The sequence below is a fragment of the Janthinobacterium lyxosi genome (genome assembly GCF_051380665.1).
Classification (GTDB): domain Bacteria; phylum Pseudomonadota; class Gammaproteobacteria; order Burkholderiales; family Burkholderiaceae_D; genus Janthinobacterium.
On sequence record NZ_JBNYXM010000009.1, the window covers coordinates 61,190 to 86,729 of the forward strand.

The window sequence follows — 25,540 nt, forward strand, 5'->3', positions numbered from 1 at the left end:
CACATCAGCCTGGCCCTGCGGCCGTTGCAATCGCGGCGCGCAGCCAGGCGATGCCCGCATCGCCGTCCGTGCGGCGGTGCCGTATCACTTCAAACGCAAATGGCGCGATGGCAAATGGCGCAGAATGCTGTGCCAGCCCCTGCGCCGCGCTGCCGCGCAAGGCGCGCTGCGCCACCGTCAGGATCAGATCCGTCCCCAGCACGACATCCGGTGCCACCGTCCAATACGGCACGCGCACGGCGACGCGGCGCGTCTGGCCCAACTGGGCCAGGGCCGCGTCGACTTCGGCTGCCATGCCGCCCTCGCTGGACGCCACCAGCACATGGGGGCGCGCCAGATAGGTCTCCAAACTCAATGTTTCACCGGGCGCCAGGCTGGCCGGATCGAGCGCGCACACGAACGTTTCCTCAAATAAGGTTTCCCTGTGTAACTGCTCGGGCAATTGCGGGAACACGCCCAGCGCCAGGTCGATCTCGCCATCCTGCACGCCGGCCACCACGGCCGGACGGCTGGCATAGCTGATGGCCAGGTCGATGCCGGGCGCTTCCACGCGCAAGCGGCGCAGCAAGGCAGGCAAGATCAACGCTGCGCCATAATCGGACATGGCCAGGCGAAACACGCGTTGCGCCGTGGCCGCCTCGAAGACGGCACCGCCGAGCACGGAGCGCACGCTTTGCAGGGCCTCGGCCAGCGGCCGCGCCAGCGCCAGCGCGCGCGCCGTGGGCTGGAAGCCGCCCTTGCCGCGCAACAGCAGCGGGTCGTCGAGCAAGTGGCGCAAGCGTGCCAGCGCATGGCTGACGGCAGGCTGGCTCATGTGCAAGCGCTGCGCCGCGCGCGACAGATGGCGTTCGCTGAGCAGCGCTTCCAGGATCACCAGCAGGTTCAAATCGACGGCGCGTAGATTATTCATTTGGTGCATAATTGAATGACAAATTACGAATTGGATTTAATCATGACAGCATAATACGATGACGCCATCAACTCAAAGTGATGGAGTCACACATGCAAGGATGGATTACCGTATTTGCCCCGCTGGCCATGCTGGCCGGCGCCGTCGTCCCTTTCCAGGCGGGCGCGAATGCCGCACTGGGCCGCAACCTGGGCCACCCGCTGTGGGCCGCGATCGCTTCGCTGGCCGTCAGCGCCGTGCTCGCGTCGCTGGTGATGCTGATCTGGCGCGTGCCTGCACCCGATTTCCACCTCGCCGTGCGCGGGCCGGGCTGGTCCTGGTTGGGTGGCGCGGCCGGCGTGTTTTATATTACGGCGGCACTGATGCTGGCGCCGCGCATGGGTTCCGGTCCCTTCATGGCGGCCGTCATCGGCGGACAGATGCTGGCCGCGCTGGCCATCGACCGCTACGGCTTGCTGGGCTTTGCCGTCAAGCATATTTCTCCGCTGCACTGGACCGGTGCGGCCTTGGTGGTGGCGGGCGTCGTCCTCACCCAAGTCGCCAACAGCCGCTCCATGTGACGCCGGGCGCGGGACGAAAAAAAACCAGCGCCGTTGCCGGTGCTGGCTTTGATCCCGCGCAAACGCTGGATTACTTGTCCAGCAAGGCGTTGACTGGCACCAGATCCGTTTCCTTCAAGGTGCCGGCCGCTGCCTTCAGGCGCAAGCCGTTCATGATGGTGTCGTAACGGGCCTTCGACAGGTCTTTTTGCGTCGAGAACAACTGTTTCTGCGCATTCAAGACGTCGATATTGATGCGCACGCCCACTTGATAGCCGAGCTGGTTCGACTCCAGCGCCGATTTGCTCGACACTTCCGCCGCTTCCAGCGCCTTGACTTGCGCCAGGCCGCTGTTGACGCCGAGGAAAGCCTGGCGCGCGCCTTGCGACGCCGTGCGGCGTGCCGTTTCCAGGTCGTTGCGGGCCTTGTTTTCCAGCGCGATCGATTCGCGCACCTTGCTGGTGACGGCAAAGCCGCTGAAGATCGGGATGCTCCACTGCACGCCGATGGCATTGTTGTTATTGCCGTTGCCATTGCCGCCACCGGAGGTGTAGCTATGGCCCGTGTTGGCGATCAGGTCCAGGGTCGGGTAGTGGCCGGCGCGGTTGCGGCCGATGTCGCGCTTGGCCGATTCCACATTGAACTGGGCCGTGACGACGCCATAGTTCTGCTCTTCGGCGGACGACACCCACGGCTCGACGGCAGCCGGTTCGGGCGCGCTGATGACCACGCCCATGCGCATCGGCGCCAGATTCGTCGGCGCCTCGCCGATGATGGTTTGCAGGGCACTGCGCTTGTTGGCCAGGTCATTGATGGCGGCAAATTCCTGCGCCACCACCAGGTCGTAGGCCGCTTGCGCTTCGTGCGTGTCGGTAATCGTTTGCGTGCCGACTTCGAAATTGCGCTTGGCCGATGCCAGTTGCTCCGTCGTGGCGACTTTTTGCGCCTGGGTGGCGCCCAGGTTGTCCTGCGCGCTCAGCACGTCGAAATACGCCTGCGCCACGCGGGTGATCAAGTCTTGCTGGACTTGCGCAAATTGCGCTTCAGCGATCGCTTGCGCCAGCTTGCTTTGCTGATAGGTTTCCCAACGGTCCCAACGAAACAGCGGTTGCGCCAGGGTCAGGTTGTAGCTGTTCGTACGCACGTTCACGGACGGCGAGGTGATCTTGTTGCCCCCATTGTTCTGGACGATCTGCTCGGTATTGCCGCGCGTATTGCTGCCCGAGGCGGACACTTGCGGCAGCAAGCCTGCCAGCCCCTGCGGAACCCGCTCCATCCCGGCCGACAGGGCCGCGCGCGCGCTGGCATACTGTGCGTCATTGGCCAGCGCCTGCTGGTACACCTGGATGAGATCGGCCGCCTGCGCTTGCAGCGAGCATGTCATCGAGACAAAGGCGCTGGTCATCAGCACGGCGATAAGGGGTTTCCGCATTGCATTTCTCCGTTGGAGTCGTCAAAAGTTGATGGAATCAAAAATCTGCTACCGCTTGCCTTGCGCCCGCCGGGTGAGCGGGGTACAGGCCTCCGCAGGCATGCAGGAAAACATGCCTGGGTGCATCTACTGCAACATAACTTAGTATTTAGGCATTGCGCTGTCGACTTGCAGCGCCCAGGCATGCACGCCGCCCGTCAAATTACTGATCTTGCCAAAACCATTGCGCTCCAGGAAGGCCGCCACTTGCATGCTGCGCATGCCGTGATGGCAGATGCAGACGATCTCGGCGTCTTCATCGAGGTCATCGATGCGCGCAGGAATCGAGTTCATCTGCATCAGGGTGGCACCGTCGAGGTGGCACAGGTCGAACTCCCACTGTTCCCGCACGTCCAGCAACAGGGGACGCGCGCGGGAAGGATCAGCCAGCCAGGCGGCCAGCTGCGGTGCACTCAAATGCTCCATCGAATCGGTCGCCTCAGAACTGGAAATGCGACGGTGCCACGGCTTGCAGCGGCGTGACATTGGTTTCAAACAGCTTGCGCGTGTCGTAAGCCTTGTCCGAGCTGCGCGTGATCAAATGCGCCGACATGATCGGCGCTTCGCCGATGATGGCCAGGATGCGGCCGCCGACTTTGACTTGTTGCAATAGTGTTTCCGGCAACACGGCCAGGGCGCCGGAGACGACGATCACGTCGTACGGTGCGCCCTTGCTCCAGCCCTGGGCGCCGTCGCCCAGTTCCACAGTCACGTTCGTCACGCCATTGGCGGCCAGGTTCTGCTCGGCCAGGGTTTTCAATTGGGGAACGATTTCCACGCTCGTCACATGACGCGCCTTGTGCGCCAGCAAAGCGGCCATGTAGCCGCTACCGGTGCCGATCTCCAGCACATTTTCATGTTTTTTAACGGCTACGTCTTGCAAAATGCGCGCTTCCAGCTTTGGCGTGAGCATGCATTCGCCGCCGCCCAGTGGAATTTCGGTATCGACGAAGGCCAGATTTTTATAAGCGGCCGGCACGAAATCTTCACGTTTGACCACGTTCAACAGCTCCAGCACGTCGAGATCCAGTACGTCCCATGGACGGATCTGCTGTTCGATCATATTGAAGCGGGCTTGTTCGATATTCATCTTTGGACTCGGTAAGTGAAGTAATAATCCGCCATTTTATCGTTGAACTGGCTGAAAGCACATGTTAACCATAAAGGCGGGGAATGGAGGAAATTTGCGACGATCTGCAGATTTGAGGGGGCGAACCTTGGAAAAGGGGCAACTGAACGGTTGTAGCCAGGCCCGGCGCATCAGCTTTTTCCGGGCGCCTCCACCTGCAGGCTGCGCAAGCTCATGTCGATAAAGGCATCCATGTAGGCGAGCGGATCGATATTCTTGACCTCGCATGGCAGGAAGGAGTGCGTCCACATCATCAGCATGGTGACGGGTGCGCTGAGGATGGTGCTGACCAGCACGGGATCGACCTGGCGAAATTCGCCCCGCTGCATGCCCCGTTCCAGCAGGCTGACGATCAGCCCATTGCCGCGCGTGACGACTTCTTCGTTGTAAAACTGCGCCAGTTCCGGGAAATTGTTCGCTTCGGCCAGCATCAGCTTGGTCAAACCGGCCAGCTTGGTGGCGCCGAATTCTTCCCACCACTGCATCATCACCTTGCGCAACAGCTCGGCGCTGCTGCTGTCCGAGGCGGCCATGCTGTCTTCCGCCTCGCCGATCGACTGCACGATATTGTCGCGCACGACGGCCTTGAACAGCTCTTGCTTGTTCTCAAAGTACAGGTACAGCGTGCCTTTCGACACGCCGGCCCGCTTGGCCACATCCTCCAGGCGCGTCGATGCGAACCCCCGTTCGACAAACAGGTCGAGGGCGGCGGCGAGCAACTCCTGCGGGCGGGCATCCTTGCGCCGCTCCCAGCGGGGCTTGGTATCAATCGGGGCTTGCATGTGTCTTTCCAAGTAACTTACTTTTAAGTCATTAATGGTAGACCGGTCTACGGTCAAGGTCAAGCGCGGCCGCCAGGTCCATCCCGATCCCACGAAAGGGACGCAAAAGTACACTGATACGTATACATATAAGTAGGCGTACCTCGCCTGCTGGCTGATCCGTACGCTCGCCATTGTAACGCGTCGCAGTTGCAGAGCGCCCATCGGCCGGGAGTGCCTGGGGCTGACGCTTGCAGCAAGCCCGTCTCAATCGCGCAAGGCTTGCGCTGGCGCCATGCGCATGGCCAGCCAGGCGTGGCGCGCGCTCGCCAGGGCCACCACCAGCGAGGCCGCCAGCAGCGCCAGCACCAGGGGCCAGACACCGATGGGCGGATGCGCGCTGAAGGCCGCCAGGTAGCGCGCGATCGCCAACGCTGCAGGCGGCAAGGCGGTCACGCCGGCGATGGCGACCAGCCACAGAAATTCGCGCACCACCAGCGCCCCGATGGCCAGGCGCCCGGCGCCATGCAGCTTGCGCAACACGATCTCGCGCGCGCGCCGCTGCACGTTGTGCGCCACCAGCACATACACGCCAAAGGCCGCCAGCACGAAGATGGCGGCGCTGGCCCAGGCCAGCAGGCTGGCCATGCGGCGATCGTCGGCATACGCGCTGGCAGCATACGCCGCCAGCGGCTTGGGCGCATACACTTGCCCCGGGAAATAGCGCTGCCACAGGGGCGCGATGGCCTGCGCCACGGCGGTGCCGTCCGCCCCCGCCGCCAGGCGCAGCGTCAGCATCGCATTGGCGGCGTCGAGCCGGTACATCACCGGCAGCAGCGGTTCACGCAAGCTTTGCCAGCGGATGTCCGGCACGACGCCGACGATCTGCAGCGCCTTGCCATTCAGCCAGCGTCCCGGCGCCTGCTGCGCCGTGGCCATGCCCAGCGCGCGCACAGCCGCCATGTTGATGACGATGGCGCTGGTCCCCGGCTCACGTTCGATGGCGGGATCAAACGCGCGCCCGGCCAGCGCGGAAACGCCATACACATCAAAAAACGTGGCGCTGACTTCGCGGATCTCCAGCGAGATGCTGCCGCCGTCCCCGCGCTGCACGATATCGCTTGAACGCGTGCCGCCGCCCCCGTCGCGGCCGGGCACGTCGCGGCTGTCCGCCACCGCCGCCACGCCGGGCAAGCGCACCACGGCGTCGCGGAAGGCGGCGCTGGCCGGCTGGCGCATATCCTGTTCCTGCGGCAGTTCCAGCACCAGCAACGGCGCCGCATCGAAGCCGTGTGCAGCCTCGCTGGCAAAATGCGTCTGCCAGCCCACCGCCAGCGCCACGCTGCCCAAGCCCATCGCCAGGGCCAGTTGCAGCACCGTCAGCACGCGGCGCAGGCCGGCGCTGCCGCGGGTGTCGCCGCTACGCTGCGCCAGCGCCTGGCGCATGTCGACACGACAGGCCAGCCAACCCGGATAGGCGCCCGCCGCCGCGCCGGCCAGCACGCACAGCAGCAGGGGCCACGGCGCAAAGATGTCATCCAGCGGCCGCGCCACCAACGTAGCGAACAGGGGCAGCAGCAGCCAGGCCAGCAGCACGCCCAGCGCCGTGGCTCCCAGCGACAGCAACAGGGATTCGGCCATGAACTGGGCCAGCAACTGCCCCGAGGAGGCGCCCAGCACGCGCCGCACGGCGATTTCACGCTGGCGCTGCAAGGTGCGCACGGCCGCCAGGCTGATGTAGTTGAACACGGCCAGCAGCAGGATCAGCAGGCCGATGGCGCCCAGTCCCAGCACCAGCCGTCGGTCGGCGCGCGGACCGCTGCCGATGGTATTGGCCACCGTGGTATCGAAATAGGCGTCGCGCAGGGGACCCAGCGCGATCTCGACCGGCTTGCGCTCGCCCAGCGTGGCGCGCTGCTGCGGCGGAACCAGGCTGTTCCATGGCCCCCGGTCCGTGGCAGCCTGCAGCACGCCGCGCAAGGCTTCGGCGCTCACTCCCGCTCCCGTCTTGACATAAATTTTGCCGGCGATGCCCATCCAGTTGGCCAGGGCCGCGTCACGCTGGCGTGCAGGCCACAGCACGCTGCCCGTACCCGCCAGCACCGCATAGGGCACCGTGCTGGCCAGTGGCGGATCGGCCAGCACGGCGCGCACGCGCAGGCGTTGCCGGTCCAGCGCAATGTCACGCCCCAGCACGTCGCTGCGGCCGAACAGGCGGCGCGCCATCGACTCCGTCAGGGCCAGGCCATCGGGCCGGCTCAGCGCCGCCGACAGGTCGCCGGCCAGCACGCGCGGCTGGAAGATGGCGGCAAAGGCGGGATCGACGGCCGTGATCTCAAGCTCCTGCTGGCGGCCATTCTGCTCGAAGGTCGCCTTGCGCGGCCAGAACACGCTGGCTTGCAAGGGAAAACCGCTGCGCAGGGCCACCTCGCGCAGGGCAAATGGCGTGTACTCCAGCCACTGCGGCTGCGGAACGAAGTTGAGCCTGTGCTTGAGCACATACACGCGCTCGGCTTGCGGCACGGCAGCATCGAAGCTGAAGGAATAGCGGACCAGGCAAAGCAGCAGCAGGCACAGCGCAAAACCCGTCGCCAGCCCGCCCAGCGCGGCGGCGGAATACGCCGGTTGCTGCGCCAGCAAGCGCCAGCCGATGCGAAAATCTCGTGCAGACATCATGGTATCCCTTGAAGTGTCAGTCAGCGCGCAAGGCTTGCGCCGGCGCCATGCGCATGGCCGACCAGGTGTGCCGCACGGTAGCCAGCAAGGCCACCAGCATGGCCAGCAGCAATGCCGCCGCCAGGGGCCAGGCGCCCACCGGCGCGCGTTCGACAAAGCCGGCCAGGTAGCGCGCGATGCCCAGGTTCGCCAGCGGCAGGCCCAGTACGGCGCCAGCGGCGAGCAGCAGCATGAATTCGCGCCCCACCAGGCGGGCGATGGCGGCACGGCCTGCGCCATGCAACTTGCGCAGCACAATTTCACGGCTGCGGCGCTGCACGCTGTAGGCCGACAGCACATAGATGCCGAAGGCGGCGAGCAGCATGGCGATCAGGCTGGCCAGGCCAAGCATGCGCGCCAGGCGCAGATCCTCGGCATACATCCCCGTCAACAGGCTTTGCGCCGTGCGCAGTTCCAGCATCCGCTCCGGAAAATAGCGCCGCCACAGCGGCTCGATGCGCGCGTGGGCCGCTGCCACATCATCCTTGCTGCGCAAGGACAGCGCGCCGCCATGGCGCAGATCGAACAGCATCGGCTGGGCAGCCTGGCGCATGTCCTGGAAACGGATCGGCGGCGCAATGCCGATAATCACCTGCCCGTCCGGCATCGCTTGTCCCACGGCGGCCTGCGGCGTGGGATAACCCAGCGCCAACGCCGCCGCCGCATTCAGCACCACCACCTGGCTGCCGATCCGGTCCTGCGCCGCATCGAACAACCGCCCGTGCAAGGGCACGATGCGGTGCAGGGCAAACCAGCCTGGCGTCATGGGTTTGTATTCCAGGCGCACGTCGCGCCCGTCGCGCGTTCTGACGCTGCCGACGACCTTACTGCTATCGCGCCCGACCGCTTCCGCGATGCCCGCCACGCCAGCGATGCCGGGCAGGCGCGCCAGCGCCTCTTCGAAGGCGCGCGCCTGCGGGCTCTCTTCGCTCCCCGGCGGCAAATCCAACACCAGCAAGCCATCCGGCGTGAAACCCGGCGAGGCGTGGCTGCCATACCAGGATTGCCAGCCGACCGCCAGGGTCGCCGCGCACAGCGCCATGGCAGCGCCGAACTGCAATACCGTCAGCACCCGGCGCAACCACAGACCAGCCGCTGTTTCGCTGTTGCCGCGGCCCGCCAGCGCGGGGCCGGGTCGCACGCGCAGCGCACACCAGGCAGGATAGGCGCCCGCACACAAGCCCGTGAGCACGCCGAACAGCAAGGCGCCGGCGCAGCGCCAGGCGGTGAAGATATCGTCCAGCGGCCGCTGCACCAGCTCGGCAAAGAGCGGCAGCGCCAGCCAGGCCAGCAGCAAGCCGGCGGCGGCCGCCAGCAGCGCCGTCAGTACCGACTCGGCCAGGAACTGCTGCACCAGGCGCGCCGCACCGGCGCCAAGCAGCTTGCGCACGCCGATTTCGCGCTGGCGGCGCAAGGTGCGCACGGTGGCCAGATTCACGTAATTGATGACGGCCAGGGCCAGTATCAGCAGCGCCAGCACGGCCAGTCCCGCCACGCTGGCGCGCTGCCCATGGCGCGCCGCCGCGCGGCTGTTGTACAGGTCCGCATCGAAGTAAGCCTGTGCCAGCGGCAGCAGCGCGATGTCGGTGACGTTGCGCCCGTTAAGCGCGCGTCCCATGGATGCCCCGCGCACCTGCCGGTCTTGCGGCGAGTCGTTGACGGCCTGCTGCAGCAGCGCCGCCAGCGCGTCGGGGTCTGCGCCGGGGCGCATCTGCAGGTAAATGGCGCCGCGCCCCCTGCCGGCAAAAGCGGCCTCGCGCTGCGCTGCCGGCCAGGCACTGCTGAGCGTGCCCACCAGCACTTCATACGGCACGGTGGTGTTGCGCTGATGGTCAGGCAGGATGGCGCGCACTTTCAGCGTGACGCCGCCGATCTGCAACAGCTGTCCCAGCGCGGATGCGTCGGCAAACAGCTTGCGCGCCGCCGTTTGCGTCAACGCCACGGCATCGGGCTGCGCCAGCGTCGAACGCAGGTCGCCCTGCAGCGCCGTCACGCCAAACAGGCTGGCGAAATCCGCATCGACCGCTTGCACGTTCAGCGCATACGGGCGCTCGCCGCGCTGCACGGGCAAGTCAAGTTCCTTGACGATGCTCGCCATGCCGACCGCGCCGCTGCGCTGCGCCACATCGCGCAGCGACAGATAGGCAAAGTTCTGCCACTCGGGGCGGATGAACAGATTGATGCGCTGCTTGACCAGCAGCACGCGCTCGCGCTGCGGCACCTGGCTATCGTAGCCCAGGCTGTAGCCGACAAAGCCCAGCAGCAGGAAGCAGGCTGCGAAACCCACCGCCAGACCCAGGATGACGGCCGCCGAGGCGCCCCGCTGCTGCGCCAGCAGGCGCCAGCCGATGCGAAAATCGGCCGCCTTCATGCCGCCTGCAAGGCGTCGACCATGACGCGGCCATCCAGCAAATGCAGGGTGCGCGACGCCTGCGCCGCATGGTCGGGCGAGTGGGTCACCATCACCACCGTCGTGCCCTCCGCATTGATGCTGCGCAGCAGGCGCATGACTTCATTGCCGTGCGCCGTATCGAGGTTGCCCGTGGGTTCATCGGCCAGCAAGACGGCCGGCCCGGCCACCAGCGCGCGCGCGATCGCCACGCGCTGCTGCTGGCCGCCCGACAGTTGTGACGGCCGGTGTCCGGCGCGGTGCGCCACGCCCAGCTTGTCGAGCATGGCGGCCACGCGCTGGCGCCGTTCGCGCGCTGGCGTGCCGTTGTACTCCAGCGCCAGCTCCACGTTCTCGAACACGCTCAGTTCCTCGATCAGGTTGAAGCTCTGGAAGATGAAGCCGATGCGCCCGCGGCGCAGCGCATTGAGCTTTGCCTCGCTCCATCCTGCCACATTCTGGCCCTCGAACCAGTATTCGCCATGGCTGGGAATATCGAGCAAACCCAGAAGACCCAGCAGGGTCGATTTGCCGCAGCCGGACGGGCCGGTGATGGCGACATATTCGCCCGCCTCGATCTCGAGGTCGATGCGATCCAGGGCCTTGGTCTGGATATCGCCTGACTGATGCATCTTGCTGACGCCGACTAGTTTGAGCATGGTGGGACCTTTATTGAGGATGGTGGGAATTTACCGGCTAATGTGCAATCTGGGGGAATTTCCATATGCCGCGTAGGCCGACAGGATCACGCGCTCACCTGCCTGCAGCCCTTGCAACACTTCGAGCTGGCTGTTGTTGCGCCGGCCGATACGCACTGCGCGCCGCTGCGCCTGCCCGCCTGACGCATCGAGCACGAAGACCCAGGCGCCGCCGCTGTCGTTGATGAAGGCACCGTTCGGCAGCAGCAACGCGGCGGCCGGCTCGCCCAGGGTGATCTGCGCATCGAGGCTTTGTCCCGGGTTGAGCACGGGCGGCTGGCCGTGCAGGAACACCAGTTCCACCGTGAAGCGGCCCTCCTTGATTTGCGGATAAATCGTCTGCACGCTCAGCGCGTAATCGCGGCCAGCCTGGACGATGCTGGCGTGCCGTCCCGCCGCCATGCGGTTCAGGTAAAACTCATCCACCCTGGCCGACAGCTTGTAGCGCACAGGGTCGTCGATGCGGCCCACATTTTTGCCCGTCGCGATAGACTCGCCCACCTGCAGCCGGAAGTCCGTCAGCCGGCCGGCGGACGGCGCGCGCACGGCCAGGGCGTCGACCGTGGCGCCGACCAGGAGCAAGCCCGAACTGAGGCCCGCGATGGATGCTCCAAGCTGGCCGGCCGCATCGTGGCGCACCACCGATTCCGTCTGCGCCGCCTGCTGTTCCTGCGCCAGCGCGCGCTGCTGCTGCAGCAGCCTGTCGGCCGATTCCTCCAGTGCCACGCTGGAAATGAAGCCCTGCGCCGCCAGCCTGACATTGCGCGCATGCTGCTTGCCGCCCTGCTGCAGCGCGAACGCCAGGTCATCCAGGCGGCGCTGATGCTCGCTGGCGCTGGCCTGCTGCGCCACGCGCAAATTGGACAAGTTGAAAATCTGCTGCGCATGTTCGGCCTTGCGGGCCAGCAGTTCCAGGTTACGCTGCGGATTGGAGATGCGGAACAGCAGCTGGCCCTTCTTGACCAGTGCGCCATCGCTGGCATACACCTCCTCGATGCGACCCGACTCGACCGAATCGAGCAGCACGGAATGGAGCGGCTCGGCGCTGGCGCGCACCACCACTTCATCGAGGAAAATACCACGCGCCACGACGCCGATGCGCAATTCGGCGGCAGGCACCTGCAAGCCGCGTGGCATGGCCCACCATCCGGCCGCGGCAAGCGCGGCCAACAGCATGCCCGCCAAGCCGGCAATGACAAGTTTGCGCCGGCTGCGCGGCACGCGCGTATCCATGGCCGCGCCGCTGGACGGCAAATGGGGCATAGCAGATTGAGGAGCATGCATATTTTTTTTCACGTCTTTCGCACAAGGTTTCTTCGCATATCAGCAAGCAGCGTGCCAGCAGCGGGCGCCACGCGGACATGCGCCCCGCAGCCGTTCTCCGGCGCTGGCGGTGCGGTGCGGTGTCCCGCAGTGTCCATTTCCGGACAGCGGCTGTTCGCAAGCGCACAGCGCCGGCAAACAGGCATGCCCGCAGCGGCCGCCACGACGCCAGCGCGGCTGCTAGAATGCGCCACCGACCGACGCTCACTATGCTCTCCATGGCCCACACCGCAGCCCACGTCCTGATCCTCGACGACGACATCGATGTCGCCTGCGCCGCACAGCTGCTGCTGCGGCGGCGCTATCGCGACGGCAAAGTCGATACGCTGTGCGACCCTGCAGGCCTGCCCGCGCTGCTGGCCCAGGCGGTGCCCGATGTGGTGCTGCTCGACCTCAATTTCCAGCCCGGCCAGACCAATGGCGCACAAGGCCTGGCCTTGCTCGACCTGCTGCGCGCGCTGCCACAGCCGCCTTGCGTGATCGCCATGACGGCGTATGCCGACGTGCCGCTGGCCGTGGCAGCACTGCAGCGCGGCGCCGGCGATTTCATCACCAAGCCCTGGGACAATGCGCGCCTGGCCGCCGCCGTCGAACATGCGCTGGCGCGCCGCGCAGGCACGGCCGCCACAGCCAATGCCGCACCGGACCTGATGGGTGACTCCCACGCCATGCGCGAGCTGCGCGCGATGGTCGCCAGTGTCGGCCCCACCGAGGCCAATGTGATGGTGCTGGGTGAAAATGGCGTCGGCAAGGAACTCGTGGCGCGCGCCCTGCACCAGGCCTCGCGCCGCACCGCCGGTCCGATGCTGTCGGTGGACATGGGCGCCGTGCCGGAGGCAACCTTCGAAAGCGAATTGTTCGGCCACCGCAAAGGCGCATTCACCGATGCCAAAAATGAACGCGCGGGGCGCTTCCAGGCGGCGCGCGGCGGCTCGCTCTTTCTCGATGAAATCGGCAATCTGCCGCTGGCGGCGCAAGCCAAACTGTTGACGGCGCTGGAACGGCGCGAAGTGACGCCGCTCGGCGCCGACCGTCCGGAAGCGATCGACGTGCGCATTCTCAGCGCCACCAATGTCGATGAAGCGCGCCTGTTCGATCCGGCCGTGTTCCGGCCCGACCTGCTGTTCCGCCTCAATACCATCGTACTGCGCGTGCCGCCGCTGCGTGCGCGCCGCGACGATATCGCCATGCTGCTGCGGCACTACCTGGCGCACTACGAAAGCCAGTATCAACGCCCCCCACGCGCACCTGGACCGGAGGCGCTCGACTACCTGCAGCGGCATGACTGGCCTGGCAATGTGCGCGCGCTGCGCCATGCCTGCGAACGTGCCGTCATCCTGGGGCGCGAAGCGCACTACACGCGCAGCGACTTCGGCCTGTTCGACAGCCCCGGCCAGGCGCCTGCGGCACCCGCGACACCGGCCTATGCACGCCAGACGCTCGGCGCGCTGGAACGCGACGCCATTCACCGCACGCTGGAACAGGTCGACGGCAATATCAGCCATGCGGCCAAGGCCCTGGGCATCAGTCGCGCCGCCCTGTACCGCAAGCTGAACAAACATGGCATCTGAGCGCGGCCTCAAGACGGCGGCCAGCGCCAGCATCGCCGCCATGCTGGTGCCGGCCGCCGCCGCCGGGTATTTTTTCGCGCTCGCATCGCCGCGCCTGAGCGTGCTGTGCCTGCTGCTGGCCATAGCGCCGGCGTGGCTGCTGTACCGCTGCATGAAATGCCTCGCGCCGCGCTTGTCGCGCCAGGAGTCGACAATGACAGCGGCCATGGCGGCGGCACCGCCGCCAACGCCCGATGAAGAATCGCTGAGGGCGCTCGAAGCCTGTCTCGAACATGCGCCCATCGCCCTGTTCCGCATCCAGAACGGCGCCGTGGAACGCAGCGTGACGCCGCTCAATGCGAGCGCCAGGCGCCAGCTCGCGCCTGGGCATGCGAGCGTGCCGCAGCGGTGGCAGCAACTGCTGGCCGCGCAGCCGCCCGGCCAGCGCCGCCTGCTCAGTTTTGACACGGAACGGGGCGTGGAGCGGGCACTCGTGGCCGTGGCGGCGCTGACGCTGCACGGCGCGCCGCAGCACCTGGCGGCGCTGATGCCGGTGGAAAGCGAACTGGAAGCCGAGGCGCTCAATGCCTGGCGCGAACTGGTACAAGTGCTGACGCATGAAATCATGAATTCGCTGACGCCCGTCGCCTCGCTGTCGCGCACGGCCTGCGACCTGCTGGCGGACGTGCGCCCCCTGCTGCCGCAAGACACTCATGCCGACCTGGCGACGGCGCTCGACGCCATCGCGCGCCGTGCCGCCAGCCTGGCCGACTTCGTGGCAAGCTACCGCAGCCTGTCCAGCGTGCCCGCACCGCAGCCCGAAACGGTGTGCCTCGAACAGCTGTTCCAACGCCTGGAAGCGCTGCTGGCGCCGGCCTGGCAGGCGCGCGGCGGCATCGCGCAATTTTCCGTCGAACCGGCATCGCTGGAAGTGCGGATCGATGCAGGCCAGCTGGAACAGGCGCTGATCAACCTGCTCAAGAACGCCGCCGAAGCCACGCACGATATTGCCGCGCCGCGCGTGACGGTCAGCGCCCGCCTGAGCCGGGGCGCGCGGCTACGCATCGAAGTACGCGACAATGGCCATGGCGTGCCCGACACGCTGGCCGCGCACATTTTCATGCCGTTTTTCTCGACCCGGAAGCAGGGGCGCGGCATCGGCCTGACGCTGGTGCGCCACCTGGCCCATGCCAACGGCGGCACCTTGCGCCATGCGCGCCCGGTCGGCGCCGGCGCCTGTTTCCTGCTCAGCTTTTAAAGCGGACGGCACTGCATCAAGTGCACGCGCTTGCAGTTCAACCCACGTTTTACGCAGTTCATCGCATTTCTCTCCAAGGCAGCACGCCGCTTTGTTATCTTGACATCGACAGCACGGCAGCCGCGGCGCGGCAGCCGGCTTTTTTCTTGTCCCGAACTACAACAATCATAAAGGAAACACCATGCGTACCTTGCTGGCTCTGTGCTGTGCCGTTGCCCTTGGCGGTTGCGCCATCGTCATCAACCCCAACGATGGCGAAGTGCGCTATGCCGACTCGGGTGGCAATGCCATCCAGGGCAACGAGCAAGTGAGCCGCGACGTGCGCCAGGTCAGCAATATCAACACGCTCGACATCGACAGCATGAAGCGCATCGATATGAAGATCGACGTGCGCGTCGGCCCGGCAACATCGCTGGTGATCGAAGCGGACAGCAATCTGCAGCCGCGCATCCATAGCGAAGTGAGCGGTAACACCCTGCGCATCTGGAGCGATACGAACATTCGCAGCAGCAATGGCATTCACGTCATTTATACGACGCCGCAATTGAAGAAGATCAATATTTCCGGCTCGGGCCGCCTGGTAGCCAGTGGTTTCAATGGCGAAGATTTCAGCCTGGAGCAGCGCGGTTCGATGAAGAGCGAACTGTCAGGCACGGTGGGGCGCTTCGATGTGGCCAACAATGGTTCGGGCAGCATCAACGCGGCGGCCCTCGCCAGCGGCAACACGGACGCGGTGCAGAACGGTTCGGGTAATATCCAGCTGGGCAGCCTGCGCGGCGAACGCATCAACGTGGCCGTCAACGGCTCGGGCAGCATCAGCGCCAGCGGCGCCGTACAGCGCCTCGACGCCAACGTGAATGGCTCGGGCGATATCAACCTGGCGGCGCTGCGCAGCGACGTTGCTTATCTGGCGAGCAACGGTTCCGGCGACATCGACGTCACCGTCCAGAATGAAGTCAATGCCCGCGCCAGCGGTTCCGGCCGCATCACCGTGCATGGCGATCCGGCCCGCCGCACCCTGTCGGGCAAGCGCGTCAGCATCGTGCGCTAGACGTGCCTCTGGCGAAGCACGCGGGCCGGCTTGCTATACTGTCGGACCCTGTCCCCTTTTCACTCATCGCCATGCCGTCCCCCGCCGTTTCCCTGGCATGCCGCCCATCCTGCGGCGCCTGCTGCACCGCACCGTCCATCACCAGCCCGATTCCTGGCATGCCCAATGGAAAGCCAGCAGGCGTGCGCTGCGTGCAACTGGCCGACGACAACCGCTGCAAGATCTTTGGCCAGCCGGAGCGACCCGCGTTTTGCGGCGGTTTGCAGCCATCCGAGGAGATGTGCGGCGACAGCCGCGAACATGCGGTGCGCTGGCTGGCCGAGCTGGAACGGCTGACGGCGCCCAGAGCAGTTACCCCTGCCACCTTTACCGCTTAGCGGCCATCTTCGGCTGCTGCCGATGCTTCCTCCGCGTCGCGCAGGCGCTTGTATTCCAACAGCATGACAAGGCCCAAATAGATCAGCAGCAGGAACAGGGAATCGCGCGCGTCACGCCAGTCCAGCGTACTGTGGCGCATCCAGTGCATGACATTTAAAAACAATACCGCACCCAGCATTCCCCATCCATGGCGGCGCATGGCCCGGCCCAACAGGGTCGGAAGCAACGATGTACGTGACAGCATGATGTTCCTTTATTCATTCTTTTTTTTGCAACACTAACAGAAATTATGTCTTTCCGGCAATGCCCGCTCAGATAAGACATCCGGCTTGACTCTGATTGCACGTTTGCGTATATTTATGCACATTCCTGCACGTTTATAAGCTGACATGTCTGCCACCCTGCTCCTCAAACAACGCCACGCGCTGATCCAGCAACAATTGCACGCCGACGGCCGCGTGCTGGCGCTGGACCTGGCGCGCCAGCTGGATGTTTCCGAAGATACGATACGGCGCGACCTGCGCGAGATGGCGGCAGCCGGCCTGTGCCAGCGCGTGTATGGCGGCGCCCTGCCGCTGGCGCCCGACGGCGGCAGCTTGACGCAACGCAAGCAGGAAGCGCCGGAACGCAAGGCGCGCCTGGCGCAGGCTGCCGTTTCCCTCGTGCGCGCGGGCCAGGTGCTGTTTCTCGATGCGGGATCGACCAATCTCGCCATCGCCAGCGCCCTGCCAGAGTTGGCGCTCACTGTCATCACGAATGCGCCCACGATTGCCTTGGCGCTCATGGAACGCCCGGAAATCGAACTGATCATGGCGGGCGGCAGGGTCGACCGCCGGGCCGGCGCCAGCCTGGGCCCGCAGGCGCTGCGCACCGTCGAACGCATGCATCCCGACCTGTGCTTCCTCGGTGCCTGCGGCGCCGACGCGGACGCGGGCGTGACGGCGTTCAATTACGACGAGGCCGAGTTCAAGCGCAGCATCGCCGGCGCCAGCAAGGCCGTGGTCGTGGCCGTCACCAGTAACAAGCTGGGCACGGCCGCGCCCTTCGGCGTGCTGGCCACAGGCTTGCTGCAGCATCTGGTGCTGGAAGCCGATGCCGACGCGACCCACATTGCCGCCTTTGAACGGCTGGGCGTGCAGGTATTGCGCGCCCGCGCCTGATTTTATCCACCCCGACTCTTGAAAAGCACTCCCATGCATCTCACCGGCACCCTGCAACAACGCGCCACGCGCCTGGTCTTTTTCGCCGCAGGCCTCGGCATGGCCGCCTGGGCGCCGCTGGTTCCCTACGCCAAGTCGCGCCTGGGCCTTGATGAAGCCACCCTCGGCATTTTGCTGCTGTGCCTGGGCGCCGGCTCGCTGTGCGCGATGCCGTTTACGGGCATGCTCTCCGCCCGCTTCGGCTGCCGCAAGGTCATCGTCGGCGCCGGCCTGCTGCTGACCGCCATCCTGCCCGGCCTGGCGCTGGCCGCCACACCGCTGCAACTGGGCCTGGTGCTGCTGGTGTTCGGCGCGGCCATGGGCACGTTCGACGTGGCCATCAACATCCAGGCCGTGATCATCGAAAAGGCCAACGGCGGCGCCATGATGTCGGGTTTTCATGCGCTGTTCAGCGTGGGCGGCTTTGCCGGCGCGGCTTGCATGGCCCTGCTGCTGTGGCTGGGCCTGACACCAGCCTGGTCCTGCGTGGTGGTGATGCTGTTGCTGTGCGGCGTGCTGGGCGCGGCGCAAGGTCATCTGTTGCCGACAGCGTCCGCCTCCGGCGACAAGACGCCGCTGTTCGTCATGCCGCATGGCGCCGTCATTTTCATCGGCCTGTTGTGTTTTATCGTCTTCCTGGCCGAAGGCGCGATTCTCGACTGGAGCGCCCTGTTCCTCACTACCACGCGCGGTGTGGAAGAAGCCAAGGGCGGCCTCGGCTACGCCGCCTTCGCCATTGCCATGACGCTCGGCCGCTTCACGGGTGACAAGGTGGTCAGCCGCTTTGGTGGAAAGCGCGTGCTCACTTTCGGCGGATTGTTTGCGGCAGCAGGCTTCTTCCTGGCAGTGCTGGCGCCGCACGCCAGCCTGGCAATGCTAGGCTTCGTGCTGATCGGCCTGGGCGCGGCGAATATCGTGCCCATCCTGTTCACGGCGGCCGGCCAGCAACATGCCATGCCGGCCAGCCTGGCGGTGGCGGCCATCACCACCATCGGCTACGCGGGCATCCTGGCCGGCCCGGCCGTGATCGGCTTCATCGCCCACGCCACCAGCCTGAATATCGCCTTCGCCATGCTTGGCGCCGCCCTGCTGCTGGTGGCGGCCAGCGCGCGCCTGGTGGCGCCGGCAAAACAGGTATCCTGATCCCCCCTCCTGCCTGGCGGACGGCGCTAAAAAAGCGCCGCCCGCCAGCGCCCAAATAAGGTCGGCAAGCCTCTGTCGTGGTAAGCTTCGACCCCGCGCACATTGCTGGCGCCACGCACTCACCCCATCCTGTCACTTATACCCGTTTATACATCTATGGATCTCATTCTTGCGTTAAAAGCCATCATCATGGGGCTGGTCGAAGGTTTTACCGAATTCTTGCCGATTTCGTCCACGGGACATTTGATCCTGGCCGGCAGCCTGCTCGACTTTACCAAGGATGTCTCGAAAGAAGTCATGGATGTCTTCGAGATCGCCATCCAGGCCGGCGCCATCCTGGCCGTGTGCTGGGAATACCGCCAGCGCATCGGCAACGTGCTGTCCACCTTCAGCACCGAGGTCAAGTCGCGCAAGTTCGTGCTGAACGTGGTCATCGCCTTTCTGCCCCTGGCCATCATCGGCTTAGGCGTGGGCAAGATGATCAAGCATGCGCTGTTCAAGCCCGTGCCCGTGGCCATGGCCTTCATCATCGGCGGCATCGTGATTTTGCTGGTGGAGCGCCGCGCGCGCACCAATCCCGTCACCGTGCGCGTCAACTCGGTCGATGAAATGACGCCGCTCGACGCCTTGAAAGTGGGCTGCGCGCAGGCGTTTGCGCTGATTCCCGGCACCAGCCGTTCCGGCTCGACCATCATCGGCGGCATGCTGCTGGGCCTGTCGCGCAAGACGGCCACCGAATTCTCATTCTTCCTGGCCATCCCCACCCTGCTGGCGGCCACCTTCTACTCGCTGTACAAAGCGCGCGACATCCTGTCGGCTACCGACGTGCCCCTGTTCGGCCTGGGCACCGTGGCCGCCTTCATCTCCGCCTTCCTGTGCGTGCGCTGGCTGCTGCGTTACATCAGCTCGCACGACTTCACGTTTTTTGCCTGGTACCGCATTGTGTTTGGCTTGCTGGTGTTGGCCAGCGCCCACTACGGCTGGGTTGTTTGGGCAGAATAAGGCACTATGAATCAAGATCTTAACCAGCGCGCGCTGCACCTGCTGCAAACCGTTTTCGGCTACCCGGCCTTCCGCGGCCAGCAAGCCGATATCGTCGACCACGTCAGCCATGGCGGCGACGCGCTGGTGCTGATGCCCACGGGCGGCGGCAAGTCGCTGTGCTATCAGATTCCCGCGCTGCTGCGCGATGGCGTGGGCGTCGTCGTCTCGCCACTGATCGCGCTGATGCAGGACCAGGTGGATGCGCTGGAGGAAGTCGGCGTGCGCGCCGCCTTCCTCAACTCCACGCAAACCTATGAAGAGGCGAGCCGCATCGAGCGCCTGGTGCGCACGGGCGGGATCGACGTCGTCTACGTGGCGCCCGAGCGCCTGATGACGCAACGTTGCCTGGACCTGTTCCAGGCCTCGAAGATCTCCCTGTTCGCCATCGACGAGGCACATTGCGTGGCCCAGTGGGGCCACGACTTCCGCCCCGAATACATCAAGCTGTCAGTGCTGCACGAGCAGTTCCCCGACGTGCCGCGCATCGCGCTCACGGCCACCGCCGACCCGCAGACGCGCGCCGAAATCGCGCTGCGCCTGCAGCTGGAAGACGCGCGCCAGTTCGTCTCGTCCTTCGACCGCCCGAACATCCGCTACCAGATCGTGGAAAAGGCGAATGGACGCAAGCAGCTGCTCGACTTCATCAACACGGAACACGCGGGCGACTGCGGCATCGTCTACTGCCTGTCGCGTAAAAAAGTCGAAGAGACGGCGGAATTTTTGAATCAGAGCGGCATCCGCGCCCTGCCGTATCACGCCGGCATGGAGTACGCCAAGCGCAGCGCCAACCAGGCGCGCTTCCTGCGCGAAGAAAACATCGTCATGGTCGCCACCATCGCCTTCGGCATGGGCATCGACAAGCCCGACGTGCGCTTCGTGGCGCATCTGGATCTGCCGAAAAGCATCGAGGGCTATTACCAGGAAACGGGCCGCGCGGGCCGCGACGGCATGGCCGCCAACGCCTGGATGGCGTATGGCTTGCAGGACGTGGTGCTGCAGCGGCGCATGATCGATGAATCGGAAGCGGAGGACACCTTCAAGCGCGTGCTGGGCGTGAAACTCGACGCCATGCTGGGCCTGTGCGAAACGCTCAGCTGCCGCCGCATGCGATTGCTCGAATACTTCGGCGAACCGGCTTCGCCGTGCGGCAATTGCGACACCTGCCTGGTGCCGCCCGTGTCCTTCGACGGCACGGTGCCCGTGCAAAAACTGCTGTCGGCCATCTACCGCGTCGACCAGCGCTTCGCCGGCGGCCACGTGATCGACGTGCTGCGCGGCGTGGAATCGGAACGCATCAAGACCTGGCACCACGATTCGCTGTCCGTCTTCGGCATCGGCTCGGACCTGGGCGAAGCGGAGTGGAAAGCTATCCTGCGCCAGGCCATCGCGCTGGGCCTCGTCTCGGTCGACCATGAACAATACAGCTCGCTGAAATTGACGGACGCCTCGCGCCCCGTGCTCAAGGGCGGCCAGAAGGTGCAGCTGCGCCAGTACCAGAAACCCGTCAAAACCAGCAAGCGCAGCACCAGCGTGGCGAAAGGCTATGTCGAGACGGATTTGTCGACCAGCGAACAGGCGATCTTCGACAAGCTGCGCTGGTGGCGCGTGGAGACGGCGCGCACGCACAATGTGCCGGCCTACGTGATTTTTGTCGACGCCACCCTGCGCGAAATCGCCAAGGCCAAGCCCACCTCGCTGGAGCAGATGCGCGGCGTGAGCGGCGTGGGCGAGAAAAAACTGGCCTCGTACGGCGACGAAATCGTCGCCATGATCCTGGAGATGATGTGATGGAAGCACTCTCGTCCGACCTGATCTATCAGGCAGTGAAAATTCTCGGCGCCCAGCCCGACGCCGACGACGCGGTGGAAGCGCAAGTCCGTGCCCTGGTCGGCGACGACCTCACCGTGCGCCGCCTGGCCGACGTGATTCCGGAAGCCTTCGGCCTGGTACTGGCGTCGCACCTTCCCGACGCCGAAAACATGACCTTGCCCGACACCTTCCGCGCCCAGGACGAGGATGGCGACTGGGGGGCGTTCCCCATGCGCCGCGAACCGATCTTTGTCGTCGCCTTGGACATCGCCCAGCACACCTTCCACAACGGCCCGCGCGCGCTGATGAAGAACCTGGCCGACCGCAGCTCCCTGCTGTCGGCCATCAGCAAGGCCCTGAACGCGGGCGGCTCGCTCGATGGCACGACTTTGGGCCCGCCGTCCTTCTTCGGCCTGCCCGCCGCCCTGTACCGGCCCGTGGCATCGCCTGACACGCCCTGACCACATTGCCTCTGCCCTTGATAAGAGAACGATCCTGCGATGGAAACCAAATGGCTGGAAGACTTCATCTCGCTCGCTGAAACGCATAATTTCAGCCGTTCCGCGGCGCTGCGCCACGTGACCCAGCCGGCATTCTCGCGGCGCATCCAATCGCTGGAAAACTGGCTCGGCATCGACCTGGTCGACCGTACCTCGTACCCTACGCGCCTGACGCCGGCCGGCGCCGTGTTCTATGAGCAGGCACTGGAAATGCTGGGGCAAATCAACGGCGTGCGCGCCCTGTTGCGCGGCAAGCGGGCAGCCACGCAAACGAGCGTCGACTTTGCCGTGCCGCACACCCTGTCGCTGACCTTCATGCCGAAGTGGCTGACGGCGCTGGAAGAAGGTTTCGCGCCGATCAACAGCCGCCTGATGGCACTGAACGTGCACGACGCCGTGCTGCAGCTGGTCGACGGCGGCTGCGATCTGCTGCTGTGCTACCACCATCCGCGCCAGCCGGTGCAGCTGGACCCGGGCCGCTACGACATGCTGGTGATGGGCCGCGAAACCCTGCGCGCGTATGCGCGCTGCGGCCAGGACAAGGTACCGGATTTCGTCCTGCCGGGCAGCGCCAAGGAGCCGCTGCCCTTCCTCTCCTACACCAGCAATGCCTACCTGGGACGCATGGTGGAATTGCTGGTGGCCGATGCCAAGGCGCCGCTGTTCCTGGAGACATGCTACGAAACGGACATGGCCGAAGGCTTGAAAATGATGGCGCTGGAAGGGCGCGGCATCGCCTTCCTGCCCGAATCGGCCGTTATGCGCGACGTCAAGTACAAGCACCTGGCGCGCGCCGACGGCGGTGCGCCAGGCTGGGAAATCGAGCTGGAAATCCGCCTGTATCGGGAACGCCCATCGGGCCTGCGTCCCGGCAAGCAGATCGTCGAAAGCCTGTGGCAATACCTGGTGCAGGTGCAGGAAAGCGCCGCGCGCGGCGGAAAAAAGCGCCGGCGCGCAGCCGTCACCACAATTCCATCCTGACCTCCTATCTATGCAATAAATGCATAACCGGATGCCGACAAAGCATTGGCCGGGGCATGAGGCTATCGCCTACGATGCGGTTCCGCTGCGCGCAGCTGCATCTCGGCTGCGCCTCTAACGTATTCGTATTGTCAGGAGCTTATCAAGCATGACCAGCAAGCACGCACTTCCTTCCTACCTCAATCCTGAAGACCTTGGCCCATGGGGCGTCTACCTCGAGCAGATCGACCGCGTTACGCCTTACCTGGGTAACCTGTCGCGCTGGGTGGAAACGCTGAAGCGTCCAAAGCGCATCCTGACGGTCGACGTGCCTATCGAGCGCGATGACGGCACCATTGCCCACTACGAAGGCTACCGCGTGCAGCACAATCTGTCGCGCGGCCCGGGCAAAGGCGGCGTGCGCTTCCACCAGGACGTGACCCTGTCGGAAGTGATGGCCCTGTCGGCCTGGATGACGGTCAAGAATGCAGCGGTCAACGTGCCATATGGCGGCGCCAAGGGTGGTATCCGCGTCGATCCGAAGACTCTGTCGCGCAACGAACTGCAACGCCTGACCCGCCGCTACACGAGCGAGATCAGCATGATCATCGGACCGAACAAGGATATCCCGGCACCGGACGTCAACACGAATGAACAAGTCATGGCGTGGATGATGGACAGCTACGCCATGATCGGCGGCAATATGTCGACCGGCGTGGTGACGGGTAAACCGATCTCGCTGGGCGGCAGCCTGGGTCGCCGCGATGCGACGGGCCGCGGCGTGTTCGTCGTCGGTTGCGATGCGGCCGCCAAGGTCGGCATGTCGCTCGAAGGCGCGAAAGTCATCGTGCAAGGTTTCGGCAACGTGGGCGGCGTCGCTGCACGCATGTTCGCTGAAGCCGGTTCGAAAATCGTCGCGGTACAAGACCACAAGACCACCGTGGTGCATGCCGGCGGCTTGAACATCCCGCAATTGCTGGCACACGTGGCCGAAGTGGGCAGCGTCGAAGGCTTCCCGGGCGCCGAGGCATTCGTGCCGCGCGAAGATTTCTGGGGCATCGATTGCGACATCCTGATCCCGGCCGCACTGGAACAGCAAATCACGGCCGAACGCGCACAAGTCATCCGCGCCAAGATCATCCTGGAAGGCGCCAATGGCCCGACCCTGCCGGCAGCGGACGACATCCTGACCGACCGCGGCGTGCTGATCGTGCCGGACGTGCTGGCCAACGCCGGCGGCGTGACCGTCAGCTACTTCGAGTGGGCACAGAACTTCTCGAGCTTCTTCTGGACAGAAGAAGAAATCAACAGCCGCCTGACCCGCATCATGCGCGAAGCGTTCGACGCCGTATGGCAAGTGTCGCAAGAGAAGAAAGTGTCGATGCGTACCGCCACCTTCATCCTGGCATGCACGCGCGTACTGCAAGCTCGCGAAGTGCGCGGTCTCTACCCATAATGGCTGCCTGATAAAAAGCCCACGGCGTTGTTGCCGTGCCTAGCTCTGGGCATTTTTCAGGCACCATTGGTTTGATGGCGCTGTTAAAAAAATCCCGCCACACTTGCGTGTAAGCGGGATTTTTTGTATCTGGCGGACCTTTTTACGCCGCGTAGCCTTGCGGGTTCTGGTACTGCCAGCGCCAGTGGTCGCGGCACATGTCGTCGATGTTTTTCTGCGCTTGCCAGCCCAGCAATTCCTTCGCCTTGTCGGCCGAGGCGTAACAACTGGCGATGTCGCCGGGGCGGCGCGGCACGATGTCGTATGGCACGGTGCGGCCGCTGGCGGCCTCGAAGGCGCGCACGGTATCGAGCACGCTGTAGCCGTGGCCCGTACCCAGGTTGACGGTAAAGCCGCCCTCGGTGGAAAACAGACGGTTCAACGCGGCCACGTGGCCCAGCGCCAGGTCGACCACGTGGATGTAGTCGCGCACGCCCGTGCCATCCGGCGTAGCGTAGTCGTTGCCAAAGACGGCCAGGCGCTCGCGGCGACCCACGGCCACCTGGGCGATGAAGGGCATCAGGTTGTTCGGGATGCCGGCCGGATCTTCACCGATCAAGCCGCTGGCATGCGCGCCGACCGGATTAAAGTAGCGCAGCACGCCGACTTGCCATTGAGCATCAGCATGCACGAGATCGGCCAGGATCTGCTCGACCATCAGCTTCGAGCGGCCGTAGGGGTTGGTCACGGACAGGCGCGACGATTCCAGGATCGGCAAGGCTTCCGGATCGCCATATACGGTGGCCGACGAGCTGAACACAAAACGCTTCACATTTGCCGCCGCCAGCACTTCCAGCAACGCCACGGTGCCCGTCACATTATTGTCCATGTACATCAGCGGCTGGGCCACGGATTCGCCCACCGCTTTCAAGCCCGCGAAATGGATCACGGCATCGATGGCATGCTCGCGCAGGACGGTGGCCATGGCCACACGGTCGCGCACGTCAGCCTCGTAGAAAGGCACGCTTTTTCCGGAAATGCGCTCCACGCGCGCCATTGCTTCGTGCGCGCTATTGCACAGATTGTCCACCGCGACCACATCAAAGCCGGCAGCCAGCAATTCGACACACGTATGCGAGCCGATGAAACCGGATGCGCCGGTCACGAGTATTTTCTTGGACATAATATCAATCAATGCAAAAAAGATAAGACTACCGTAATTCACCCACCTTGCCTAGCCAGCGCACGATAGCGCGCGCATTAAAAAAGCCTGCGGCG

The 25,540-nt window shown here is 65.0% G+C and carries 23 protein-coding genes; 12 read left to right on the plus strand and 11 right to left on the minus strand.

Going from position 1 to position 25,540, the window contains the following annotated elements:
• Positions 1-4: 4 nt before the first annotated feature.
• Positions 5-910, minus strand: coding sequence for a LysR substrate-binding domain-containing protein (locus ACQ4WP_RS11425; protein WP_436520628.1), 906 nt, complete (start codon positions 908-910; stop codon positions 5-7).
• 92 nt (positions 911-1,002) lie between these two features.
• Here ACQ4WP_RS11425 and ACQ4WP_RS11430 point away from each other — a divergent pair, with 92 nt between their 5' ends.
• The gene (locus ACQ4WP_RS11430) at positions 1,003-1,470 is read left to right on the plus strand and encodes a DMT family transporter (RefSeq protein ID WP_436520630.1); all 468 of its coding nucleotides are present in this window, start codon (positions 1,003-1,005) and stop codon (positions 1,468-1,470) included.
• Positions 1,471-1,540: 70 nt separating this feature from the next.
• Here ACQ4WP_RS11430 and ACQ4WP_RS11435 read toward each other — a convergent pair whose 3' ends face one another.
• From ACQ4WP_RS11435 to ACQ4WP_RS11470, 8 genes are all read right to left on the minus strand, one after another.
• Positions 1,541-2,881, minus strand: a complete 1,341-nt coding sequence (locus tag ACQ4WP_RS11435) for a TolC family outer membrane protein (protein ID WP_436520632.1) — start codon at positions 2,879-2,881, stop codon at positions 1,541-1,543.
• Positions 2,882-3,022: 141 nt separating this feature from the next.
• Complete coding sequence (locus tag ACQ4WP_RS11440) at positions 3,023-3,346, minus strand: rhodanese-like domain-containing protein (RefSeq protein WP_426071805.1); 324 nt, start codon at positions 3,344-3,346, stop codon at positions 3,023-3,025.
• 13 nt (positions 3,347-3,359) lie between these two features.
• Positions 3,360-4,010, minus strand: coding sequence for a protein-L-isoaspartate O-methyltransferase family protein (locus ACQ4WP_RS11445; protein WP_436520634.1), 651 nt, complete (start codon positions 4,008-4,010; stop codon positions 3,360-3,362).
• A gap of 170 nt (positions 4,011-4,180) precedes the next feature.
• The gene (locus ACQ4WP_RS11450) at positions 4,181-4,831 is read right to left on the minus strand and encodes a TetR/AcrR family transcriptional regulator (RefSeq protein ID WP_353659779.1); all 651 of its coding nucleotides are present in this window, start codon (positions 4,829-4,831) and stop codon (positions 4,181-4,183) included.
• Between the two features lie 246 nt (positions 4,832-5,077).
• Positions 5,078-7,486: an ABC transporter permease gene (locus ACQ4WP_RS11455; protein WP_436520636.1), complete on the minus strand. Its 2,409-nt coding sequence runs from the start codon at positions 7,484-7,486 to the stop codon at positions 5,078-5,080.
• A 16-nt stretch (positions 7,487-7,502) separates the two neighbouring features.
• Positions 7,503-9,896, minus strand: a complete 2,394-nt coding sequence (locus tag ACQ4WP_RS11460; protein WP_436520638.1) for an ABC transporter permease — start codon at positions 9,894-9,896, stop codon at positions 7,503-7,505.
• Positions 9,893-10,573 carry an ABC transporter ATP-binding protein gene (locus ACQ4WP_RS11465; RefSeq protein ID WP_141170895.1) on the minus strand — a complete coding sequence of 227 codons (681 nt, stop codon included), beginning with the start codon at positions 10,571-10,573 and terminating at the stop codon, positions 9,893-9,895. The genes ACQ4WP_RS11460 and ACQ4WP_RS11465 overlap by 4 nt, the downstream gene beginning before the upstream one ends.
• Before the next feature lie 30 nt (positions 10,574-10,603).
• Positions 10,604-11,896 carry an efflux RND transporter periplasmic adaptor subunit gene (locus tag ACQ4WP_RS11470; protein ID WP_436520640.1) on the minus strand — a complete coding sequence of 431 codons (1,293 nt, stop codon included), beginning with the start codon at positions 11,894-11,896 and terminating at the stop codon, positions 10,604-10,606.
• A 257-nt stretch (positions 11,897-12,153) separates the two neighbouring features.
• Between ACQ4WP_RS11470 and ACQ4WP_RS11475 the strand changes: the two genes are divergently transcribed.
• From ACQ4WP_RS11475 to ACQ4WP_RS11490, 4 genes are all read left to right on the plus strand, one after another.
• A complete protein-coding gene (locus ACQ4WP_RS11475; RefSeq protein WP_436520642.1) occupies positions 12,154-13,506 on the plus strand; it encodes a sigma-54-dependent transcriptional regulator in 1,353 nt (450 codons plus the stop codon).
• Positions 13,496-14,743, plus strand: coding sequence for a sensor histidine kinase (locus ACQ4WP_RS11480; protein WP_436520644.1), 1,248 nt, complete (start codon positions 13,496-13,498; stop codon positions 14,741-14,743). The genes ACQ4WP_RS11475 and ACQ4WP_RS11480 overlap by 11 nt, the downstream gene beginning before the upstream one ends.
• A 181-nt stretch (positions 14,744-14,924) precedes the next feature.
• Positions 14,925-15,794, plus strand: a complete 870-nt coding sequence (locus ACQ4WP_RS11485; RefSeq protein ID WP_436520646.1) for a head GIN domain-containing protein — start codon at positions 14,925-14,927, stop codon at positions 15,792-15,794.
• A 71-nt stretch (positions 15,795-15,865) separates the two neighbouring features.
• On the plus strand, positions 15,866-16,171 hold the full coding sequence (locus ACQ4WP_RS11490; protein WP_436520648.1) for a YkgJ family cysteine cluster protein: 306 nt from the start codon (positions 15,866-15,868) through the stop codon (positions 16,169-16,171).
• Here ACQ4WP_RS11490 and ACQ4WP_RS11495 read toward each other — a convergent pair.
• Positions 16,168-16,416, minus strand: coding sequence for a hypothetical protein (locus ACQ4WP_RS11495; protein ID WP_436520650.1), 249 nt, complete (start codon positions 16,414-16,416; stop codon positions 16,168-16,170). The two genes, ACQ4WP_RS11490 and ACQ4WP_RS11495, sit on opposite strands and share 4 nt — an antisense overlap.
• Before the next feature lie 145 nt (positions 16,417-16,561).
• On the opposite strand from ACQ4WP_RS11495, the gene ACQ4WP_RS11500 reads away from it, so the two are divergent.
• The 7 genes from ACQ4WP_RS11500 (at position 16,562) to ACQ4WP_RS11530 (ending at position 24,283) form a co-directional block, all read left to right on the plus strand.
• Entirely contained in the window at positions 16,562-17,332 is a 771-nt protein-coding gene (locus ACQ4WP_RS11500) for a DeoR/GlpR family DNA-binding transcription regulator (protein WP_436520652.1), read from the plus strand.
• Between the two features lie 33 nt (positions 17,333-17,365).
• Positions 17,366-18,514 carry an MFS transporter gene (locus ACQ4WP_RS11505; protein ID WP_436520654.1) on the plus strand — a complete coding sequence of 383 codons (1,149 nt, stop codon included), beginning with the start codon at positions 17,366-17,368 and terminating at the stop codon, positions 18,512-18,514.
• Positions 18,515-18,670: 156 nt separating this feature from the next.
• Positions 18,671-19,516, plus strand: a complete 846-nt coding sequence (locus tag ACQ4WP_RS11510) for an undecaprenyl-diphosphate phosphatase (RefSeq protein ID WP_436520656.1) — start codon at positions 18,671-18,673, stop codon at positions 19,514-19,516.
• 6 nt (positions 19,517-19,522) lie between these two features.
• Positions 19,523-21,346, plus strand: coding sequence for a DNA helicase RecQ (gene recQ / locus ACQ4WP_RS11515; RefSeq protein ID WP_436520658.1), 1,824 nt, complete (start codon positions 19,523-19,525; stop codon positions 21,344-21,346).
• A complete protein-coding gene (locus ACQ4WP_RS11520; protein ID WP_436520660.1) occupies positions 21,343-21,828 on the plus strand; it encodes a hypothetical protein in 486 nt (161 codons plus the stop codon). Before recQ ends, ACQ4WP_RS11520 begins: the two co-directional genes overlap by 4 nt.
• Positions 21,829-21,867: 39 nt before the next feature.
• Positions 21,868-22,848: a LysR family transcriptional regulator gene (locus tag ACQ4WP_RS11525; protein ID WP_436520662.1), complete on the plus strand. Its 981-nt coding sequence runs from the start codon at positions 21,868-21,870 to the stop codon at positions 22,846-22,848.
• A gap of 148 nt (positions 22,849-22,996) precedes the next feature.
• Positions 22,997-24,283 carry a Glu/Leu/Phe/Val family dehydrogenase gene (locus ACQ4WP_RS11530; RefSeq protein ID WP_219308343.1) on the plus strand — a complete coding sequence of 429 codons (1,287 nt, stop codon included), beginning with the start codon at positions 22,997-22,999 and terminating at the stop codon, positions 24,281-24,283.
• Between the two features lie 142 nt (positions 24,284-24,425).
• Here the strand turns inward: ACQ4WP_RS11530 and galE are convergent, their stop codons facing one another.
• Positions 24,426-25,445, minus strand: a complete 1,020-nt coding sequence (gene galE, locus ACQ4WP_RS11535) for a UDP-glucose 4-epimerase GalE (RefSeq protein ID WP_436520664.1) — start codon at positions 25,443-25,445, stop codon at positions 24,426-24,428.
• Between the last annotated feature and the right edge of the window lie 95 nt (positions 25,446-25,540).

Coding starts and splice junctions, on each gene's coding strand:
- ACQ4WP_RS11425 (WP_436520628.1), bottom strand. CDS start 910: ATGAATAATCTACGCGCCGTCGATTTGAACCTGCTGGTGATCCTGGAA.
- ACQ4WP_RS11430 (WP_436520630.1), top strand. CDS start 1,003: ATGCAAGGATGGATTACCGTATTTGCCCCGCTGGCCATGCTGGCCGGC.
- ACQ4WP_RS11435 (WP_436520632.1), bottom strand. CDS start 2,881: ATGCGGAAACCCCTTATCGCCGTGCTGATGACCAGCGCCTTTGTCTCG.
- ACQ4WP_RS11440 (WP_426071805.1), bottom strand. CDS start 3,346: ATGGAGCATTTGAGTGCACCGCAGCTGGCCGCCTGGCTGGCTGATCCT.
- ACQ4WP_RS11445 (WP_436520634.1), bottom strand. CDS start 4,010: ATGAATATCGAACAAGCCCGCTTCAATATGATCGAACAGCAGATCCGT.
- ACQ4WP_RS11450 (WP_353659779.1), bottom strand. CDS start 4,831: ATGCAAGCCCCGATTGATACCAAGCCCCGCTGGGAGCGGCGCAAGGAT.
- ACQ4WP_RS11455 (WP_436520636.1), bottom strand. CDS start 7,486: ATGATGTCTGCACGAGATTTTCGCATCGGCTGGCGCTTGCTGGCGCAG.
- ACQ4WP_RS11460 (WP_436520638.1), bottom strand. CDS start 9,896: ATGAAGGCGGCCGATTTTCGCATCGGCTGGCGCCTGCTGGCGCAGCAG.
- ACQ4WP_RS11465 (WP_141170895.1), bottom strand. CDS start 10,573: ATGCTCAAACTAGTCGGCGTCAGCAAGATGCATCAGTCAGGCGATATC.
- ACQ4WP_RS11470 (WP_436520640.1), bottom strand. CDS start 11,896: ATGCATGCTCCTCAATCTGCTATGCCCCATTTGCCGTCCAGCGGCGCG.
- ACQ4WP_RS11475 (WP_436520642.1), top strand. CDS start 12,154: ATGGCCCACACCGCAGCCCACGTCCTGATCCTCGACGACGACATCGAT.
- ACQ4WP_RS11480 (WP_436520644.1), top strand. CDS start 13,496: ATGGCATCTGAGCGCGGCCTCAAGACGGCGGCCAGCGCCAGCATCGCC.
- ACQ4WP_RS11485 (WP_436520646.1), top strand. CDS start 14,925: ATGCGTACCTTGCTGGCTCTGTGCTGTGCCGTTGCCCTTGGCGGTTGC.
- ACQ4WP_RS11490 (WP_436520648.1), top strand. CDS start 15,866: ATGCCGTCCCCCGCCGTTTCCCTGGCATGCCGCCCATCCTGCGGCGCC.
- ACQ4WP_RS11495 (WP_436520650.1), bottom strand. CDS start 16,416: ATGCTGTCACGTACATCGTTGCTTCCGACCCTGTTGGGCCGGGCCATG.
- ACQ4WP_RS11500 (WP_436520652.1), top strand. CDS start 16,562: ATGTCTGCCACCCTGCTCCTCAAACAACGCCACGCGCTGATCCAGCAA.
- ACQ4WP_RS11505 (WP_436520654.1), top strand. CDS start 17,366: ATGCATCTCACCGGCACCCTGCAACAACGCGCCACGCGCCTGGTCTTT.
- ACQ4WP_RS11510 (WP_436520656.1), top strand. CDS start 18,671: ATGGATCTCATTCTTGCGTTAAAAGCCATCATCATGGGGCTGGTCGAA.
- recQ (WP_436520658.1), top strand. CDS start 19,523: ATGAATCAAGATCTTAACCAGCGCGCGCTGCACCTGCTGCAAACCGTT.
- ACQ4WP_RS11525 (WP_436520662.1), top strand. CDS start 21,868: ATGGAAACCAAATGGCTGGAAGACTTCATCTCGCTCGCTGAAACGCAT.
- ACQ4WP_RS11530 (WP_219308343.1), top strand. CDS start 22,997: ATGACCAGCAAGCACGCACTTCCTTCCTACCTCAATCCTGAAGACCTT.
- galE (WP_436520664.1), bottom strand. CDS start 25,445: ATGTCCAAGAAAATACTCGTGACCGGCGCATCCGGTTTCATCGGCTCG.